Below are 20,493 nucleotides of genomic sequence, written 5' to 3'. Positions count from 1 at the left end.
ATCGAATATCCGATATTTTAATTATATATGAAATGAAAATAGACGGAATGAAAAATTCCATAAAACAATTTTGTTTTAAATTAACCGTCTACTCCCATATTTAAAAATTGAACAAGTTGATCATTTAAATAACTGGTACTATAAGAAAAATCATTTTGATACCACTCAATAATGATGCCAATAATTGCATTCGCTTGGTAGGAACAATAAAGTGAATGGTTCACGCCTTCTTTAAGCAAAGCCTCTTTATCTTGAAGTAACAAATGCTTTATTTCCTCAAAAAATAAATAATAGTACATTAAAGGAACCTTTTTGGAAAAAACAATTCTATAGAAAGTTTTATATTTTTCGATATGATGAAAAATCCGAATTGTAGAAGGATCTAATTTACTAGTTTTCAATACGGATACGTAGCGATAAGGTTCTTGATAAGAACGTGTCAAATCTGCTGTAATTTCTTTAAAATACTCCTCAAATAAATCTTCTACTTGTTTATAATGCAAGTAAAATGTACCACGATTTATTTTTGCCTTTCTGCAAATTTCCGAGATGGAGATGACTTCTAAAGTTTTTTCATTTAATAATTCTAACAATGCGTTATGTAACGCCTCTTTTGTTTTCACAATACGCATATCTGTACGCATCATTTTTTCACCTCTTATTGAACACATTTCATATGATTTGTTAATTATTGAACATTTATCGTTTTTTTGCTCATTGTAAGCGTTCTTTTATATTATTATAATTTTTATTGAACAACTGTGCAATAAAAGACAAAGGGGGCCGTTTCAGATGAGATTAAAAGGTAAAGTAGCAATTGTCACTGGTGCTGCGTCAGGCATGGGGAAAGCAATTGCAGAAGGTTATGCAAAAGAAGGAGCAAAAGTCGTTGTATCAGACTTAAACTTAGAAGGAGCTCAACATGTAGTACAAGGAATTAAAGCTACAGGTGCAGAGGCCATTGCTGTTCAAACAAACGTTACCTCCGATGAAGATGTCCAACGTCTTTTCGATGAAACAAAACAAGCTTATGGGAAATTAGATATTCTTGTTAATAATGCAGGTATCATGGATGGAATGGAGCCTATTGGTGAAGTTTCAGACGAACGCTGGGAGAAGGTTTTCTCTGTGAATACAGTATCTGTAATGAAAACAATGCGTATTGCAGTGAATCTATTCTTGGAACAAGGACACGGTACGATCGTCAATAATATTTCTGCAGGTGGATTATATGGTGCACGTGCTGGTGCCGCTTACACAGCATCTAAACATGCGGTCGTTGGCCTAACAAAAAACACTGCCTTTATGTATGCGAACAACAACATCCGTTGTAACGGTATCGCTCCTGGAGCAGTCATAACAAACATTGCTTCTACAATGACAAATGTGAGCGAATTTGGTGCGAGCCGCCAAGCATTAGGTATGGCAATTAATCCACGTGCTGGACAACCAGAAGAAGTTGCACAACTGGCTATCTTCTTAGGTTCAGACGAAGCTAGTTTCGTAAACGGACAAGTGATTTCTGTAGACGGCGGCTGGACTTCATATTAATTTTAATTCAAGTATATAAAAGTAAATAAATTTTGAAAAAGCAATGCTCCTGTCAACTTGGCAGGAGCATTTTCCGTATAAATAAGCATTTTCATAGATTGGATGACTTTACGCTATAGAGTAATGAATAGACATAAGGAATAGAGGTTTGTTATTAATTGAATGTAAATTATGTTTTGGGAATGTAAAATTTTCCACACCTAATTTTATGGCGTGTTTTTCTAAGTATAATGAAAATACTAAATGTTTCCGTACATATGTAAACTCTAATTCAAACATCATTAGTTAATTTCCTTAATGTATCTCGATGAATTAGGTTCACTCAGTAATTGCATAGTAAAAAGAAAAGTCCATTCATGTCTAATAAAAACCATTAAAACGGTGGCAAATGGAGAAATATCTAATTCACTATTTTTTAAATGCGGAGGGAATATGAAGCTACTTTTAAAAGAAATAGCAGTGAACAGAAAAATATTCATTATGTTATTTATTGGATTTGTTTTAACAATTCTGCCCATGCTTATAGCGATGTCGATCCGAGATTATTACGATGAAAAATTTTATGAGTACAAAAATGGTTACTTTCATTATTACTATTCCATTCAGCTTACTAGTTTTGGGAATTGGATTTCAAAGAAATTCAGGAGTTAACAGAAACTAGTTTTAAGAACGCAAGTGTTATTACAAATAATATGAATATCAGACTCCTAGACATAGGTCAAGTAACGGTGATTGGTCTTATAAATAAGAATTGGTCTCCTCCTTTAATAAAAGGTTCTCGTATGAAAGAGGGGGAAGAAAATAGTGTAATTGTGGGAAAGAGCATTTATAAAGAATCTGAAACAATAAAACTGTTTAGTAGAGAATATAGAGTTAAAGGCGTGAGCGGAGCGAATACTGGATATGCATATAATTACAATGTTTACGTCGGCTTAAATGACATGCCCGATGAAGTTAAACGACGTATACAAAATGAAAACATATTTCAAATGATAGTCAGATCTAACGAAAATCCTGAAAAAGAGATAGGTACATTCATTCAGTATGTTAAGCAAAATAACAAAAATTTAAATATTAAAGTTGTAAATGAAAAAAAGAATTATGAGAAAGAAAAAAACTCGAGTCAAGCCCTGACAGAGCAACTTGCTCTTCCGTATAGACTAATTTTTATAGCTTTAATTAACTGCATAATTGTGAGTTGTTTTTGGATTTATACGAAGAAAAAGAGTATCTCTTTAAGGAAAGCTTTGGGAGCAAGCAATTTGAATCTTTTTGTATTGATATTTAGCCAATTATACATATGCGCAATCTCTGCAGCGATCTGCGCGATATGTATTCAATGGATGTTAAGTACGCTGAGTAAAAATATTATACATTCTATAGGTTTTCACATTAGTATAGACTTCTTTCATGTTGTGATGAGTGTATGTATTTCTCTTCTTATTTCTTTCATCACCTCGGTCATACCATTCATTCAAATTATTAACATTGAACCTGCTAAAGCCTTAAAGGAGTAAAAAATATGATGAGAATAAAAAGTGCTCTAATAGCCTTGAAAAACAGATTGCTAATCTCGATGTTTCTCCTTTTACAATTTACGTTTGGATTATCAACAATAACTGTTTCAGTCAATATTTTTTACAATTTATACTATCTCACCAATAACTCCAATTCAGTGTTAAATAAGGACATTACATATTTAATTACTTTTGATATGACTACGGATAGGTTGAAAGAAGAACAATTTAATAAAGAGCATATAGAAGAGATTTACAATAAAATTCAACAAAATAAAGATGTAATTTCGTATGGTACATACGAAGAGAGAATAATCGAACTAGAATCAAGCAATAGACCATTGAAAGACAGCATGCTTACTGATTTGACAAATAAAACATATCATGAGGAACGTCCAACTATTAGGACAATCATAGTAGATGAAAATTACTATAAATTACTGAACTTACCTATAAAAACTGAAAAAGGATTCTCACATCAAGATTTTCAAAAAAACAGTGGAGAAAAAATGAATGTTTTAGTTGGTTCTTATTTTGAAAAGTACTTTCGCATAGGGGATGCAATCAATAATCAATATACAATTATTGGTTTTTTGCCGGAAAATAAATTCATTGTAAATAATAACGGAGCGAACACATACCTAAAGTTAGAAAAGGCAATGATAATGCCCATGCCGATTGATAGATATGAAAATTATGAATCGATGTTTTTAAGATTACATCAAGGTACGATTCTAACTTTACGAAAAGATGCAGATGTAAAAAAACTACAAGAAACGATTCAACTTAAAGGAAACGACGTTACGTTATACCTGAAAAATTTAGGTGAAGAAATAAATGAAGATGTTACTAGTAGTAGACATTCTGAAATAATTGGACTTATAGTAGGAAGTCTAATTATTTTATTTATAATGGCGGGAATTGTCGTAACAACAATTGTTTCCATAACAATGAGGAAGCGGGAATTTGGTATTAAGATGGTCCTTGGAGAGAGTAAGTATGGGATATTATTTCAAATTGTTTTAGAAAACATATGTATTGCGATAGCTGGCATGGTTATGTCCATGGTGTATTTTCTTTGGAGGTATGGGGCTCATCTACAATTTTCAAAGGACTTAAATGCGGCATCTGTACTAGACTTAAATTTAAACTTACCTATATTATTTTTAGTATTCCTATTCTTACTTCTTATCATCATTGTTTCAAATTTCATTGTCTTTTTGTTTATTAGGAAGCTTGAACCTAAAACATTAATAGGAGGGATGGAATAATGAGTTTAATCGTGCTAAAAGATATTAAAAAGGTGTATAGCAACAAGAATCACAAAACGTTCGCTTTAAACGGTATAAACTTAACGATAAACAAGGGCGAAATTATAGCGGTTATGGGTCGATCAGGTTCAGGAAAAAGTACACTATTAAATGTTATAGGGTTAATTGATGTGCCGAATGAGGGGGAATACTCCTTAAATGGCAAAACATTAAGTGAAATAAGAAGGAATAAAGTTCATAAAACAAGAAATGAAATAATCGGGTTTATTTTTCAATACTTTGCGTTGTTAAAAGAACATACTGTACTTGATAATGTAGCACTACCGCTAACATATAGAAAACTAAAGCAACGTGAAAGAGAAAATAAGGCGAAGTTCTATTTAGAAAAAATAGGTCTAAAAGAACAAATGCATAAAACACCGGACGAACTATCAGGTGGACAGCAACAGCGGGTAGCTATCGCAAGAGCGTTAGTAGGCGAACCAGAATTAATTTTGGCCGACGAACCGACCGGAAATTTAGATAGGAAAACGGGAGAAGAAATTATGAATCTTCTATTACAACTGAATGAAGAAGGTAGAACGATTATCATTGTAACGCATGATATTGAAGTAGCGAATAAGTGTAATAGAATTATTGAGTTAGTTGATGGACAAGTAGTGCGGAGTTAAAGGTCCGGATAATAAGAACTAGGGAGAAGCGATTGTTTGTGAGAAGGAATCTATAATTTTAGAAAAAAAAATCACATGTAGTTTTTCGAATAGTTAGGTAATTGATTTGAGAGGTTAATACTATTAATCTTCAGAAATGGAGAAATTTCATGTTTATAGCCACTTACACAAACCATTGAATCAAAATGATCCAACAAGAGGATATTGTAATGTATTGAGGCATTTCATACAGCCAATGTTAATCAGTACAAGAACGAGTTTGCTCTTGTGCTCATTGACATCCACTGGAGATAACAAATATGAACTCCAATGCCTGCTGTAAGCCTCATAATAAGGTTATATTACTTTTGATTTTGTATTCACTTTTTGTTTTTTCTTTTGCATGGAAGCAAGGCCAGCAAATAAAGCCATTATTACTAGCATGCCACCTATTATAGCATTCGCTTCAATACCGATACTTTCAATTGCAATACCACCAATTGTCGAGCCAAACGCCATTCCTACATGGACAGCTGAGTTGTTTAGACTTTGCTGAATGTCCGATGTATTAGGTGCAGATACGATTAAATAGCTTTGAATAGCTGGTTGAAGTGCCCAGCTCAGCATACTCCAAACTATCATAACGATAAGGAAAAGTGCTGCGTTAAATGTTGTAAAAGGAAGAATGAAAATGGATACTGCAAATACGGGAATTACAGTAATAATCGTTTTCTTAGGACCTATACGATCTGACAACAATCCACCTACACCTCCGCCGATGATAGCAGCGATACCGACAATCAAATACATTACACTTATCCAGTTGCCATCAAGACCGAGTGTTCTTTGTAAGAAAGGCGTCAGATAGGCATAAAGCGTTAAATGACCTCCAAAGAATAAAACGGACGTAAGTTGAATGCATATGATTTTTTTGTTTTTTAATGTTTGTAGTTGTGCATGAATTGATATACTTCGTTTCGGTTCCATTTTTCCTAATAATAATTGGATACATACAATTGAAATTGCAGTTAAAACGACAATAAAGACAAACGGAGCACGCCACCCAAAGGCGTTACCGAGCATCAATCCAAAAGGAACACCTAAGACGAGAGAAGCACTAACACCCATTAATACTAAACTAATCGCACGAGCACGGTAAGCCTCTGAACTAATATTGGATGCGATTGTTAAACAAAGGGAAATTAAAAGTGCTGCGCACATTGCAGAGATGATTCTAGTAACTAAAAGCATAGTGTAACTTGTACTTAAGACAGTTATCATATTGGCAGACAACGCCACAGATAAAGTCAAAAGCATTAGCCGTTTTCGTTCCATCTTTGATGTAACAGAAAGTAGCAGGGGGCCCGATATGGCAAAAGTTAAAGAAAAAACGGAGATTAACATTCCTGCTTGGCCTAGGGAAATACCGAGATCATTTGCGACTAAAGGAAGAATACCTCCAAAAATCATCTCTACTAGGCCGACGACAAAAGAAACAATCGTCAGTAAATAAACACGTTTGTTCATAAAACACCTCTCTTTAATAATTTTTTTAAAATGTACTTCAGTATGAAAGGTTATCATTTTATTATTTAAAGAGCAAGTTCAATAATAAAAAAGAATTTATAGTAATTTTATATATTGGGAAATATCATTTTATTCCGAAAAAAACAAGTTGACCCGTAACTTTCTACAATAGAAAATCGTTAAACAAAAGAAAGGATTTTTAATCACGAATGGGGGAGAACTATGAAAATTCTAATACTAGGCGGTACACGATTTTTAGGAAGAGCTTTCGTAGAAGAGGCTTTAAAGAGAGGACATGAAGTTACATTATTCAACCGGGGAACAAATAATGAAATTTTTCCTGAAGTAGAGCAGTTAGTTGGAGATAGAAATGGCGATGTATCAAGTTTAGAAAATCGAAAATGGGATGTTGTAGTGGATACGTGTGGATTTTATCCGCATCACATTAAGAAAATAGGGGAAGCGATAAAAGATAATATTGAACACTATACATTTATCTCAAGCATTTCCGTATATAAAGATTGGATTCCACATCACATAAAAGAAGACTATATATTACAACCCGAACCGACGAGTGATCAGATAGAGGCTGTAGAGAATGGTGAAATATCTCCTTATGAGCATTATGGTGCGCTTAAAGTGCTATGTGAAAAAGAAGCAGAGAAGTATTGGCCGGGGCGTGTTTTACATGTAAGAGCAGGGCTTCTTTCGGGAGTGTTTGATTATACAGATCGGCTTCCATACTGGATTAAGCGCGTAGCAAAGGGCGGAAAAGTGTTAGTGCCAGGAAGGAAAGACCGCCCAGTACAGTTCGTTGATATAAAAGATGTGGCAAGCTTTGGACTAAAAATGGCAGAAAATAATAAAGTAGGTACATTTAATGTAACGGGTCCGAAAGATGAATTGACGATGGAAGAGTTATTAAATACGTGTAAACAAGTTACGAATAGCGATGCTGAATTTATTTGGGTAGATGAATCATTTATGAAGGAACATAAAGTGCAGCCTTGGACAGAGATGCCATTATGGCTTCCCGAAACTTTTGCATTAGAAGGTGAAACAGATCCGTGGAAAGGTGGATTCTCTATTAATATAGAGAGCGCAGTTAAAGAGGGTCTTATTTTTAGAAGATTAGAAGATACTGTTACAGACGTGCATGACTGGATGAAGAGTATGGACGAATGGGAATTAAAAGCAGGTATTTCAGTTGAAAGGGAGAAAGAATTGTTAGAAAAGTGGAATGGATAGTTTTTATAGATAATAGGGATGGAGAGAAATATGATAGATCAATTAAAAAAGGTTAGAAAAAGGACGATAATTTTAACGGTTATAATCCTCTTGCTAATTGTCATTCTCGTAAGAAATAGTACGTGGTATATCTCTCGTTCCTTTTCTTCTGAATTTTTTCAATTGCCGATGCCATTGGATAGTAAAGCAATTAAGGATTATGAGGTGGATGAGAAGAATTGGATTGAATTAGCAAATGGCGGTTATTGGGAAGTAGTAGCGAATCGAGTTATAGAAACGAAGCAATCGAAGGCAGAAGTAATCTCATTCTATCAAAAAATAGGAAAGTTAAAATATCCTAATTCTAACGTGGTCGGTGTAGAAATTCAGATATACTTTTTTGAGGATAGTGTGGAAATAGAAACTGATAAAGGAAATTATTACCGAGATAAAATGGGAGGAATTCGTTATGTAAGTGAATATGATATTAGAGCTATAAAGAAGGAAAAGCAACCTAGTGATCCAGAGACGATAACATATGTGATTCAAGTGCATACCCAATTTGATTATTGGTATAAACTTGATTGAACATGAGGGACTATAGGAAGGATAAAAGGTTATGTGGAAAAATATCATTCGAAGTATTTCTTTAGACTTAAGATTGAAAAATCCAGCTACGAAGGATGAACTTACTGAAGTGCAAAAATATTTGCACGTGGAGTTACCGAATGATTTATCACATTTATTACAGGAAACAAACGGTATAGAAGGTGAATATGGGGACTTTATTTGGGATGCTTCAAGAATTAAAACGGAAAATATGAATATGAGAAATACAGTTGTATTCAAGGATTTGTACATGCCTTTTGACTGTTTATTATTTTTTGCTGATGGCGGAAATGGTGATTTGTTTGGCTATTCCATTTTAAATGGAATAGTGCAAAGAGATGATATATATGTATGGAATCATGAAAATGATAGTAGGACCTGGGTTGCTCCTTCCTTAAAAACTTTTATGGAGTGGTGGGGGAGTGGAAAGATAACAATTTAAACATAGTATGAAGAAAAAGCGCCTTGTTACTAAAGAAACAAGGCGTTTTTCGTATGTAAATCTACCACTCAATCGGTTCTTCCCCGTACATTTCCCATAGCTTAGGAAACATCTTTTTCAAACCTTCTTCGTCATCTTCATCCCAGTCTAACTCGATATCAACTTCCTCAAATTCTTCATTTGATAAGACATGGTATAGTGTAAAGTATGTATCATCTTCATCCCCAGTCTTCTCCATATATACTTCTTGTCCGAAATATAGCGTAAGTTCTTCTATTTCTGGAACATCATACTCGCTCAAATTTTCTAATACAGGAATTAGCCGTTCTGGATCTTCAATACACGCTTCGTATGTTTCTTTTCCTTGATATAATAACCACCCGCGGAAGTAATCAAAACTATCATCCGAACAACCGCCCATAATTATATAAGCAGCCGCCCATAAGTGAGACGTATAGGAAGCTTTTAAAATATGGTGCATATGTGTGTCAAAAGCTACAATTTCATGTACTGTACGTTTAGCAAGGTGAAAAGTAAGCCATTCTATTTGTTCTTCTTGGTCTTCGCCTTTCGATTTTGCACGAGCGAGTAGTTCCCAAAATTCTTCTTCTGTTATCGTTTTTTCTTTTATATAATCTTCCCCTAGAATAGGATCGGTATATCCTTTTTTTCGTTTGGAAGCGATTAGTTTGTTAGCTTCTTTTATGCATTCTTCTTCTGTTTCAAACTCTTTCGCTTTTACACTACCAGCTGTGCCGATTTTTCCGTAAAACACAACGTAGTCTCTATCTTTCACAACGATTTTCCAAAACTTATTAGATTTCTCAGTTTGCTGGATTAATAACGTTTCCATTCGTACCCCCATAATGTTTTCTAGTGTGCAATGTGATTGTAACATATGTATATTTACTTGTAATGACAAATCAAGTGTATCGAGTTTTTAAAAAAATCAAAAATCATTGAACGGAATAGAAAAATTTAGTAATCTTATTTATACAGTACATACATAATAGTTTTGAAATAATTCGATATTTAATAGATAGGGGAAAATCGGGATGGACCTTACGTTTAAAGTAGAGGAAACATGTTTTAATTACCGAGTCGGAGCAATTTGTAAACAGGATAATAAAATACTCATTCTGCAAGGTGATGGTGAAGATTTTTGGTATGTACCAGGCGGACGAGTGAAAATGTTAGAAAATAGTGAAGATGCGTTAAAACGAGAGCTTGCAGAAGAACTAGCTGTTCCAATTGAAGTAAAGAGGTTAATATGGTCAGTAGAAAGCTTCTTTACACTTTCTGAGCGAAAGTTTCATGAAATTAGCTTTTATTATGAAGTAGAGCTGCATGAATTACCCGCGAATGGAGCCGACCACTATATTCTGAATGAAGAGGGTAGAACATATATGTTTAAGTGGGTGCCGGTAGAAGAGTTAGATGCCTATAACTTACAGCCAGCGTTTATAAAAGAGAAAGTAAAGGATGTATCAGTTCATACAGAACATATCGTTTTACAAAAGTAAACATGTCCGGAGGGGGAAAACGGTGAAGGGGACTAAAAAAGAGATACATATAGATGATAAAGTCATTCGTTACACACATATCGAAAAAGGTGCTAATACAATTTGTTTTATGTTTTCAGGTTCAGGCTACAATTATGATAAACCGTTATTCTATTATGCAACGATGTTAATGCTTGAAAATAAAATAGATGTAGTACATATTCATTATTCCTACGATGGACAATTAATGGAAAAACCAATGGAAGAAATAACGAAAGTAATGATGGATGATATTAATCCTGTCATTATTGAAGTGCTAAAAAATGGGCAATATAGCAATGCGATGTTTTTAGGAAAATCACTCGGAACAATCCCAATTGCGAATGATTTAATGAAGAGAGAAGAATACGTACAGTCAAAGATGATATTACTTACACCTTTACTGACGTTTGATTCGATTTTTGATTCCATCTTACATAGTCATCATGAAGGGCTATTAGTTATTGGAGACAAAGATCATCAATACAATGCAAATCAAATGGATCAATTAGAACAATCCAAGTTAAAGATTGAAATTGTCAAAAATGCAAACCATTCTTTAAATGTTGGGGAATTTGAAACAGATAATTCAATTACAGTTATAGCAAAAATAATAGGGAGTCTTGAAGAAACAATTAAAGTTTGAATGAATTATAAAAATACATGCAAAAGAGGTGCTTATGGCACCTCTTTTTTATGTTCAAATTTTAATTCCTATGAAGTGACGTCCGCATTAAATAGGAATATTACTTTTCTTTTTCCTATAAAAAGCGGATAACAATTTTTAATAGTAGTTATTACAATTTAAATACGGAAAATTCAGAAAAGTTCCAGAAACTTAGAAGGAGGTAATTGAAAGCGTTTACCAATGTTGGAATACAAGAACGGGAAAATTCCCATATAAGGAGGCTATTAAGATGAAATCGATTAACCCGATGAATGTGATAGACGAGAGTCGTATTCATTCTATGCATATTTGGTTAATATTTTGGTTGTTTATCGTAATTGCATTTGATGGATATGATGCTGTTATTTATGGAGCAACAGTACCTTCGCTCATTAAAGAGTGGGGAATATCGGATGTTACAGCAGGGGCAATTGGTAGTTATACAGCTATAGGAACGGCAATTGGTGCTGCTTTCTTTGGTTTATTAGCTGATAAAATAGGTCGTAAAAATATCATACTAGTAACTACAATCTTATTTAGTCTATTTACATGTCTATCTGGTTTTGCGAACGGTCCTGTAATGTTTGCGATTTTCCGTGTGATCGCAGGTATAGGGCTTGGCGGAGTTATGCCGAATGTAATTGCTATAGCAACAGAATTCTCGCCGAAACGAGTTCGAACTGCTATCGTATCTTTTATTTTTTGCGGATATTCAGTTGGAGCAATGGTGGCGGCGCTTACAAGTCGTTCCCTTCTTATGACAGCAGGATGGGAACCTGTTTTTTGGTTAGCAGGAATTCCGTTATTGTTTATCCCGTTTTTAATGAAAAGTATTCCAGAGTCTGTAGGTTTTCTTTTAATGAAAGGAAAAATAGAAGAAGCTAAAAAAGTAATAGCTAAGGTAAATCCACAATTAAGTAAAGATGTGGTAATTGAATTTACAAAACCATCAACTAAAGAAGCAGGATCTCCTGTAGTTAAGTTATTTGAGGAAAAGCGTGCCGTAAGTACAATTATGTTTTGGATTTCATGTTTTAGTGCTTTCATACTCATTTACTCTATGAGTACATGGTTACCAAGGCTTATGATGCAGTCAGGATACGATCTTAAATCAAGTCTCTCATTTACAGCTGTCATGCAAATTGGAGCTATTGTTGGAACACTCATATTCGGCCCAATAGTAGATAAAATCGGATTTAAAAAGGTACTTGTCCCATTATTTTTCTGTGGAGCAATTGCGCTATCACTCATCGGCTTTGTAAACAATATGTTTTTGGGATTTTTGTTAATTTCAGTGATTGGTGCTGCTTCTGTCGGACTTCAAAATATGTCAAATGCATTCGTTTCTCAATATTATCCTAGTAATATGCGCTCAACAGCAGTAGGAAGTACAATGGCCTTTGGGCGTCTTGGAGGTGTGGTAGCTCCGACTTTGGTAGGTATTCTTCTTTCCATGCATTTATTGCCTCAATATAATTTTGCGACAATTGCGACTGCTGCTGTAATCGGCGGTATAGCATTGTTATTTGTGAAAGAAGAACATGGGATTTATTATAAAGAGAAAAAAGAGATTGCTAGTGGTAATAGTAATGTAACTACAGCAAAATAAGGAATGATCAATCCCGGGGATACATTTCTTCGGGATTTGAAATTGTTTAGTGAATAATTAGAATATTTACTTTTGTTTTATGTGGCGTTTCTTATACAATAGATAAAAAAGGTGAAATGGGGGATGGGGCGTGTCTAGTAATAAGAGAGAGAGATTAATGAAAAGAATAGAATATCATTTGCGAAATACATCACGCCAGCTTATTAAAATCGATACGGAAGAAGAGGCACTTCAGTATTTAACTCATTCCTTTTGCACAGAATTACATTGTGATTTCGTAGCTGTAATTTTTAATGAAGGAGGACAGTTTTTGCCAAAAGCATGGAGCGGGAGTTTAACTTCTTTAGCTTCAGCGTTTCCTCTTCATGCTGATGAATGTTCTTCCAAACTACAATATCAAAGCATAACGGATCAAACGGCAGATTTACCAGAAGTGTGTCTTCTATCTGAAACATTGCAAAGTGCTGGTGCGGAGACTTGGTTTACTGTTCCATTAAAAGATGATATACAACATTTTGGGTTTTGTATTGTTGCCTTTTTAAGTCATGTCCCGCTTTTAGATATGGAAATATCATTTGAAGAGTTCGGAAAAGATATAGCAGTGGCAATAGCTGTCGCAAGGCAAAAAGAGTCGCAGTTGAAAAAGATTGAAGGCTTTGGATGGATTAGCAAAAATCTGTCACTAGATGTGCCGTTAGAAAAGCATGTATATGAAGTAACTTCTAAAGCGGGAATTGAAACAAATTCGAATTTTGCATGTATTTACCTGTATAACGAGACTGAAAACTGTTTTGTTTTTCAACCACCATCATATGGAGAAATGAGAAAGCCATACAAAATTATGGTTGAGGATAAATATGTATTAAAAGAGCACTTTCCATTTTTTGAAACGATTGGTGGTGAACAGTTTACTGCCCCAATCATTATTGATATGAAACCGATTGGAGTATTACACGTTGAAAAGAAATGTGAAGGGGTTTTTACGGAGGCAGATTCAAAATCACTTGAAATGATTGCAAATCATTTGGCCACTATACTAGATAATGCAAGATTATATAATGGCGAGAAAGAACATAAGCAACGTCTTCATTTTCTATTAGATTATCAGCAAGCGTTATTAAAAGAAACGGTCGATGATAATAATTTTGAAGGTATAACAACAATGCTTGGTAGTCTGTTTCAAGATACAGTATTTATTTTTGATAGATTTATGCAACCAATAGCATTTAATGATGAAAAGGATAGTCACTTAGCAGGACATTTAGCTGAACTAGCAAGAGAAGAACGTAAAAAGCAAAGATTTACTGATGCTTTCCAAATTAATGATCCGGATAATAGTGATTATTGTTTTTCGTTTTGGATTATTAATGGGGGCGGTAATTTTTTAGGATATTTAGCGGTACGAAGATCTAGTGGAGGGATGGATGAATTTGATCAATTAACGGTTGATTTAGCCCGAAATATATGCTCCATCCAGTTTATTAAACAAAAGCTCGTTCTAGATACGAAAGAACAAATGAAAGACAGTTTTATTAGTAAATTATTAACTGAAAAAATTGAGGATCGAGATAACATTTTGCAATATGCCAACTTGTATCAGTGGAATCTTTTCAAAAAACATCGAATCGCTGTAGTATCAATTTCACTCGATGAGAAAGAATTAAAGAAAGGAAACTTACTCGAACAACAAGCGAAAAAGTCACTTATATGGGACTTGATTAAGAACCGTCTTCCAGAACTCGGGGCAGGCATTTTAGCAGTTTCTCATAATGATGAACAACTTTTAATTGTTCCTATTGAAAACCAGAAAAAGGGCGCTGATACATTTTGGGCATCGATGTTTTATAGCATCGAAAAATGGATAAGCTCATCGCCTATAGGCTGTCGTGTTTTATTAGGGATTGGTGGTATTACAAAACATTTGGAAGACTATTATATTAGTTATCAGCAAGCTATACAGACTTTAAATATTTTAGATAGTCGCTTTCGCAAACAGGGGTTTGCACTATTTGAAGATCTAGGGTCGTATGCCATTTTACATCATTTAAATCATTCAACAGCTGTAGATCTTTTTGTTAAGAAACAAATCGGTCCGCTAATTGAATATTCAGAAGGGAAGAATATTGATTTATATAATACATTACATGTGTTCTTACAAAACAATGGAAATGTAAAAAGTGCTGCAGAAGAACTGTTTATTCATCGAAGTTCTCTCTTGTACAGGCTTGAAAAGATTGAGTCACTCATTTCAGTTGATTTAAATCATGCGGAAGTGAGATTTAATTTAATGATGGCATTAAAGCTTTATGATATGCATGGAGAAGTAGTAGGGTAATAGAAGTTTATATTTCCAGTGATGTTCTATTTTGATAAAGTGAGATTTCGCTTTGATATGAAATCTCTTTTTATTTTTATATAATTGTTTTTTAAAACTTGTTACACTATATAGGTATTTAAAGGAATTATAGATTTGAAGGTGATATACATGAAGAAATATAAAATAGGAGAAGTAGGAAAGGAATTTGGAGTTTCAATAGATGCTTTACGGTTTTATGAAAAGAAAGGATTCCTAAAACCACAAAAAGACAAAGATAACGGTTTTAGATTTTATACATATGAGGATTTTGGAGTATTTTTAGCAATTAGAAGTTTTAGACAAATGGGATTTCATGTTAAGGAAATTGGATCGGTTTTTAACGGTTTAGAATATGATGACATAATGAAAAAATGTAATGATAAAATAGCTGAAAAAAATGAAGCTATAAAACAGTTAGAGTTAGAAACAAAGCAAATAAATGAATTTATGAACTTATTACAAGAATATAAACAAGAAGATAAGCGATGGGTTATAAAACAAGCTGAGACTTATTATTTTCTCAAACATGTTCATTTAAGTGAAGGAACGTTATGTGTAAATCCTCTATTAAAAACATGGTTAAATTTCTTGCCAACAGTTTCTCCAGCATTATGTATTCCGCTTGAAGAATATAAAATGAAAAATATAGATAACAGTTATTGGGTAATGGCTATTTCTGAATTAAAGGTGAAAGAATGTCAATTACCTATGGATGATTCAGTTATTCAAATAGATATGGGCGAGTGCTTAAATTATTTATATGAAAAAGACGTGAATGAACCGTTATCATCGTTGATACTAGATGAACCGCTACATATTATGCAGGAACGGGGATACACCCTTAACGGGGATATTTTATGTCGATACGTTTGTGAAACAAAGAGTCAAGACAAAACAGTTGAACATTATATTATTATGATTCCTATTATTAAATCAAATAATGCAAGGTGACCTCGTAAATGTGAAGTAGAGAACGAAATGAAAAAGTGCATGTAATTGTTAGACACAGTCTACAATTGCATGCACTTTTTTTTGAAACAAAAGGATTTTTACACGGTGTTCAGTTAAGTTTATACAGAATAAATGAATTAATTTAATTAAGCTATTGACCCTAGTCTTAGACCATAGTTTATATTGAACTTATCAAGAAAGCGCTTGCAGAAATAAGAGTATGCAAAGCACTTAAAATAAATATTGGAGGTTTTTAATATGAGAAATATCGTACTTTTATGTAATGCAGGTATGTCTACAAGTATGTTAATGAACAAAATGAAAGGGTTTGCAGAATCGACAGGTTATAACTGTGAGATTAATGCTTATGCATTAGCGGAAGCACAAAATGTTGGCCCAGCAGCTGATGTGATTTTATTAGGACCACAAGTTCGATATGCATTAAATAATGTGAAAAAACAATTGCCAGAAAAGCATATTGAAGTAATTGATATGGCAGCTTACGGCATGTTAGATGGGAAAAAAGTAATTGAACGAGTGAAAACCATTTTAGGTGATTAAAAGTTTCTGCATTGGGAACGATTAACGAGCTTTATACGATTTATGTCAGTTATGAAAAGTACATATTTTGAGGGAGGTCATCGTCTGAAAAAGATAAAGAAATTTCCAATTTTATGTATGGTAATAGGGAGCTTGGCAGGTGGTTTGGTACTTTCAGGATGTTCATCAGAAAGCAAAGGTAAGGCTTTAAAAGACTCAGATATAACACTTATAACGAATGTTCTTCCGTATGGGGAAGTAGGAGCTACCGTCGTTTGTGACTTTGGAGATACAATAGATAGCTCAAAATTAACAAAAGATAGTTTTAAAGTTGAGGTGGAAGTGAATGGGAAACCTCAAAATAGAAAAATAAATAAAGTGTATACAAATAATAAAGCTGAGGTATCAGAGGCTTCAAAAGATGGACAATACGTTGTAATCGAATTAGATGAAAACGATAAACATGCATCTACCTCAACATTTGATGAAGAAAAATTTTTAAGCACGAGAGATAATTTAGATTATAAGTTAACTCTTACGAAAGAAATTAAAACAAAAGAAGGTGCAACTTTTAAAGCATCTGAACAGAAAAATAAAATTTCAAATGTAGTTACTCCTGTTGTAGATGATTTTAAAAAAGGAGTATATCAAGATGCATCTGGAAGCAAAATGCAATATAGACTTTTTGAGCCTAAAAAAGAGCCTAACAAAAAATATCCATTAGTCTTATTTTTACATGGATCAGGTGAACGAGGCAATGACAACTATATGCAAGTCGTAGGGAATGAGGGCGCTGTAGCGTGGGCTAATCCAGAACAGCAAAAGAAAAACCCTGCATATGTGTTAGCTCCTCAGGTTGAAGTAACTGAAACCCTTACAGCATATTGGACCGAGGAACCGAACTATACTACTATGTTTAATTTACTAAAAGAAACCATCGATAAATATGATATTGATAAAAATCGCATATATGTTGTTGGTATGTCCAATGGTGGAATTGGGACTTGGAATGTTATTAAGAAGAACCCGGATCTTTTCGCAGCTGCTGTTCCGATTTGTGGAATAGGAGATTTGCCGGGAAATAAGCTTGTTGGTGAATATGAACCAATGCAAGATACTTCAGTATTCAAGGATATTAAAGATATGCCAATATGGGTCTTCCATGCAGAAGATGATCCGCTAGTTGATGTGAGATATAGCAGAGATGCTGTACAAGCTATTAAAGAACTAGGTGGTTCTTTGGTTAAATATACAGAATATCCAACTGGAATCGTTAAACCAATGGGACACTTCTCTTGGGTACCAGCTTTGCAGGATAAAGAGATGATAAATTGGTTGTTTAATCAGTCAAAATAATTTTTTAAATATCTTGATTATAAAAATAGCATTCTACTCATGTAGGTGGTGCATGCATATTTTTATAAGCCCATAAGGAGAATTCATAATGAGTAAAAAAATTGTATCACTTTGCTTGTTAGCTTCTTTAACAGTTTCATTATTTGGATGTTCAGCAAATGAAGACCAAAAAGTGAAAGAGAAAAAAGAAGAAAAACCTGTGGAACTTTATTTGGTAAGGCATGGGAAAACGATGTTAAATACGACTGATAGAGTACAAGGTTGGGCGGATGCGCCACTTACAAAAGATGGTGTTGAAGTAGCGGAGTACCTTGGAAAAGGTTTGAAAGAAGTTAAGTTTGAGAAGGCATATAGTAGCGATAGTGGACGTGCAATAGAAACTGCGAAAATTGTATTAGATCAAAGTGGAAATAAAGATATGAATATCAATCAAAGTAAAAATTTGCGTGAAGTGTGTTTCGGTGAGTTTGAAGGGGAGTTAAATCATACTTTTCGGGAAAAATTGGCGCAAGATAATAATATGAGCTATGAAGAATTTATGAATAATTTCGACATCGATATTATGCAAAAAACTGCAGCGAAGATCGATAAGAGTAAACAGGCTGAAGATACTGAAACAGTCACAAAGAGAATGAAAAAAGAAGTTGATAAAATTGCAAAAGAAGTAGCAGAAGATGGCGGCGGTGAAGTCCTTGTTGTATCACATGGTATATCTTTAATGGATCTATTATATTCAATATCTCCTGAATCTTTAAATGAGGTTGAAGAAGGGTTAGGAAATGCAAGTGTTTCAAAAGTTGTATATAAAGATGGGAAATATAAAGTTCAATCTGTAAATGATATGAGCTATGTGGAAAAAGGAAAAAAGTAAATTAATTAAAAGTCAGAAATGTTGGAGGTAATTATGAAGCTGTTAGAAGGGATAAGAAACGGATTAGAACGAATCATCACACCACTAACAAATTATCTCGGAAATAGTAAAGTAGTTAATGCTATTACATCAGGGATGATGATGACGATTCCTGTTACGATCGGTGTTACATTGTTTGCTATTTTAGGTAACTTACCATTTAAAGGGTGGAAAGAATTTTTAATTCAAATTGGTTTATATACGCACATGCAAGACATGATTAGTGCGACACTTAGCTTGTTAGCAGTATATATGGTTGTCATTATCGCTTATTCTTATGTGAAAGAAGAAGGCATGAACGGAATGACAGCTGCTGTTATAGCATTAGGTAGTTTCTTATGCTTAATGCCAATGTCAATTAAGGTTGGAGAAGAACAAATTCCAGCTATTTTAAATCAGTATTTAGGTAGTGATGGAATATTCGTTGCCATGTTTGTCGGCGTGTTCACCGGTAAATTGTACTGTGCATTAAAAAGAAGAAATATTGGAGTGAAATTACCAGAATCGGTACCACCTATGGTAGCTGAGGCGATTAATCCAGTATTTATTTCAATCATCATTTTCACGCTTATCTTCTTTATTAGAGTAATATTTGGCTATACTCCATATGAAAATATTTTTAACTTTGTAAGTCAAGTAATCTCGTTACCTGTAAAAGTAATTGGATCGTCTGTATGGTCAGTTATTGCTATCTTTACTTTTATGAATTTATGTTGGTTCTTCGGTTTACATCCAGCACCAATCATAAATGTGTGGTATAGTGCGACAGCTCCGTTATTTACGGCAGCAATTACAGCTTTCGCTTCAGGAACACCTTTTGCGGAAATTCCTTATTTAGGATTTAGTTTAATGCATTTTGCAGTTGCCATTGGTGGGACAGGAAATACGTTAGGTTTAGCAATAAATCTACTATTTGCGAAATCACAGCAATATAAATCACTTGGGAAAATCGGTATCGTTCCAAATATCTTTAATATTAATGAGCCGATTGTATTTGGATTACCGCTTGTTCTGAATCCAATATATTTTATTCCATTAGTAGCATCTTCAATAGTTGGCGGGTTAATTTGTATCGTATTCCTTAAAATAACGGGAATTTTATCTACCTTTAACCCACTTATTGAATTGCCATGGGTAACACCAGCACCATTTGCAGGTTATATTTCTGGTGGTTGGTTACTATTAATCATGACGGTATTAATTATTATCTCTCAAATTCTACTATATTATCCGTTCTTTAAAATGGGAGATAAGAAAGCTTATGAGGCAGAACAACAAGCAGCAACTGAGCAATAATAATGTATCCCTCAAAAGCCCGATTGTTGTGGGCTAGTAATCAGTGGGGATGAACGAAACCCCACTGATTGTTTTTTGATTTATAAAAATAAAAAAATGTTAGGAGAATCGTTATGGAACAAAATGAATTAGTAGTATTTAAAATTATATCAACAGTAGGTAGCGCACGATCTTCATATATTGAAGCAATTCAAGAAGCAAAAATGGGTAACTTTGAACAAGCGAGACAATTAATGAATGAGGGTAGTGAAACTTTTATTGAAGGCCATAGAGCGCATGCTGGACTGATTAGTAGAGAAGCGGCTGGTGAAAAAGTAGAAGTTAGCTTATTACTAGCACATGCAGAAGATCAATTAATGAGTGCAGAAGGATTTAAAATTATAGCAGAAGAGCTTATAAGCGTTTATGAAACATTTTTAGTGAAACAAGTTTAATATAAACAAACTATAACAATACTATTTTTGAAAAGGAAA

The 20,493-nt window shown here is 33.8% G+C and carries 19 protein-coding genes and 1 pseudogene; 17 read left to right on the top strand and 3 right to left on the bottom strand.

Annotation, left to right across the window (positions count from 1 at the left end; translation table 11 throughout):
• Window positions 1-80: 80 nt before the first annotated feature.
• Window positions 81-647 (bottom strand): TetR/AcrR family transcriptional regulator, encoded by a 567-nt coding sequence (locus EXW56_RS14585; protein WP_215557091.1) that lies wholly within the window; start codon window positions 645-647, stop codon window positions 81-83.
• A gap of 145 nt (window positions 648-792) precedes the next feature.
• Here EXW56_RS14585 and EXW56_RS14580 point away from each other — a divergent pair, with 145 nt between their 5' ends.
• The 4 genes and pseudogenes from EXW56_RS14580 (at window position 793) to EXW56_RS14565 (ending at window position 5,010) form a co-directional block, all read left to right on the top strand.
• Window positions 793-1,551, top strand: coding sequence for an SDR family oxidoreductase (locus EXW56_RS14580; protein ID WP_215596675.1), 759 nt, complete (start codon window positions 793-795; stop codon window positions 1,549-1,551).
• Between the two features lie 432 nt (window positions 1,552-1,983).
• Window positions 1,984-3,068: pseudogene (locus EXW56_RS14575) on the top strand (ABC transporter permease).
• An 8-nt stretch (window positions 3,069-3,076) separates the two neighbouring features.
• Window positions 3,077-4,339, top strand: coding sequence for an ABC transporter permease (locus EXW56_RS14570; protein ID WP_215597578.1), 1,263 nt, complete (start codon window positions 3,077-3,079; stop codon window positions 4,337-4,339).
• Window positions 4,339-5,010, top strand: a complete 672-nt coding sequence (locus tag EXW56_RS14565; protein ID WP_199660948.1) for an ABC transporter ATP-binding protein — start codon at window positions 4,339-4,341, stop codon at window positions 5,008-5,010. The genes EXW56_RS14570 and EXW56_RS14565 overlap by 1 nt, the downstream gene beginning before the upstream one ends.
• A gap of 336 nt (window positions 5,011-5,346) precedes the next feature.
• Here the strand turns inward: EXW56_RS14565 and EXW56_RS14560 are convergent, their stop codons facing one another.
• A complete protein-coding gene (locus EXW56_RS14560) occupies window positions 5,347-6,516 on the bottom strand; it encodes an MFS transporter (RefSeq protein ID WP_215596674.1) in 1,170 nt (389 codons plus the stop codon).
• Between the two features lie 222 nt (window positions 6,517-6,738).
• On the opposite strand from EXW56_RS14560, the gene EXW56_RS14555 reads away from it, so the two are divergent.
• The 3 genes from EXW56_RS14555 to EXW56_RS14545 are packed head-to-tail and all read left to right on the top strand — an operon-like array spanning window position 6,739 to window position 8,794.
• Window positions 6,739-7,764, top strand: coding sequence for an SDR family oxidoreductase (locus EXW56_RS14555; protein WP_215596673.1), 1,026 nt, complete (start codon window positions 6,739-6,741; stop codon window positions 7,762-7,764).
• A 30-nt stretch (window positions 7,765-7,794) separates the two neighbouring features.
• On the top strand, window positions 7,795-8,331 hold the full coding sequence (locus tag EXW56_RS14550) for a hypothetical protein (protein WP_215557086.1): 537 nt from the start codon (window positions 7,795-7,797) through the stop codon (window positions 8,329-8,331).
• A 31-nt stretch (window positions 8,332-8,362) separates the two neighbouring features.
• A complete protein-coding gene (locus tag EXW56_RS14545; RefSeq protein WP_078181862.1) occupies window positions 8,363-8,794 on the top strand; it encodes an SMI1/KNR4 family protein in 432 nt (143 codons plus the stop codon).
• Between the two features lie 61 nt (window positions 8,795-8,855).
• On the opposite strand, the gene EXW56_RS14540 is transcribed toward EXW56_RS14545, so the two are convergent.
• Entirely contained in the window at window positions 8,856-9,647 is a 792-nt protein-coding gene (locus EXW56_RS14540; protein WP_002200052.1) for a DUF4240 domain-containing protein, read from the bottom strand.
• 202 nt (window positions 9,648-9,849) lie between these two features.
• On the opposite strand from EXW56_RS14540, the gene EXW56_RS14535 reads away from it, so the two are divergent.
• The 10 genes from EXW56_RS14535 to EXW56_RS14490 all read left to right on the top strand — a co-directional run bounded on the left by EXW56_RS14535 (window position 9,850) and on the right by EXW56_RS14490 (window position 20,454).
• Window positions 9,850-10,317 (top strand): NUDIX hydrolase, encoded by a 468-nt coding sequence (locus EXW56_RS14535; RefSeq protein ID WP_215557085.1) that lies wholly within the window; start codon window positions 9,850-9,852, stop codon window positions 10,315-10,317.
• A 22-nt stretch (window positions 10,318-10,339) separates the two neighbouring features.
• Window positions 10,340-10,981: an alpha/beta hydrolase gene (locus tag EXW56_RS14530; RefSeq protein WP_215557084.1), complete on the top strand. Its 642-nt coding sequence runs from the start codon at window positions 10,340-10,342 to the stop codon at window positions 10,979-10,981.
• Window positions 10,982-11,252: 271 nt separating this feature from the next.
• Window positions 11,253-12,611 (top strand): MFS transporter, encoded by a 1,359-nt coding sequence (locus EXW56_RS14525; RefSeq protein WP_215557083.1) that lies wholly within the window; start codon window positions 11,253-11,255, stop codon window positions 12,609-12,611.
• Window positions 12,612-12,741: 130 nt separating this feature from the next.
• The gene (locus EXW56_RS14520) at window positions 12,742-14,946 is read left to right on the top strand and encodes a helix-turn-helix domain-containing protein (RefSeq protein ID WP_215557082.1); all 2,205 of its coding nucleotides are present in this window, start codon (window positions 12,742-12,744) and stop codon (window positions 14,944-14,946) included.
• Between the two features lie 150 nt (window positions 14,947-15,096).
• A complete protein-coding gene (locus EXW56_RS14515; protein ID WP_215557081.1) occupies window positions 15,097-15,918 on the top strand; it encodes a MerR family transcriptional regulator in 822 nt (273 codons plus the stop codon).
• A gap of 258 nt (window positions 15,919-16,176) precedes the next feature.
• Complete coding sequence (locus tag EXW56_RS14510) at window positions 16,177-16,479, top strand: PTS sugar transporter subunit IIB (RefSeq protein WP_215557080.1); 303 nt, start codon at window positions 16,177-16,179, stop codon at window positions 16,477-16,479.
• A 42-nt stretch (window positions 16,480-16,521) separates the two neighbouring features.
• Window positions 16,522-17,814 (top strand): prolyl oligopeptidase family serine peptidase, encoded by a 1,293-nt coding sequence (locus EXW56_RS14505; protein ID WP_215557079.1) that lies wholly within the window; start codon window positions 16,522-16,524, stop codon window positions 17,812-17,814.
• Between the two features lie 88 nt (window positions 17,815-17,902).
• Complete coding sequence (locus tag EXW56_RS14500; protein WP_215557078.1) at window positions 17,903-18,685, top strand: histidine phosphatase family protein; 783 nt, start codon at window positions 17,903-17,905, stop codon at window positions 18,683-18,685.
• 33 nt (window positions 18,686-18,718) lie between these two features.
• Window positions 18,719-20,020, top strand: a complete 1,302-nt coding sequence (locus tag EXW56_RS14495; protein ID WP_088078824.1) for a PTS sugar transporter subunit IIC — start codon at window positions 18,719-18,721, stop codon at window positions 20,018-20,020.
• Between the two features lie 113 nt (window positions 20,021-20,133).
• On the top strand, window positions 20,134-20,454 hold the full coding sequence (locus EXW56_RS14490) for a PTS sugar transporter subunit IIA (protein ID WP_061674867.1): 321 nt from the start codon (window positions 20,134-20,136) through the stop codon (window positions 20,452-20,454).
• Window positions 20,455-20,493 lie beyond the last annotated feature (39 nt).

Source organism: Bacillus mycoides (genome assembly GCF_018742245.1).
In the GTDB taxonomy this organism is placed as follows: Bacteria; Bacillota; Bacilli; order Bacillales; family Bacillaceae_G; genus Bacillus_A; species Bacillus_A cereus_U.
The sequence above is the reverse complement of the archived record's forward strand: the minus strand, read 5'-3'. Positions and strand labels throughout refer to the sequence as shown.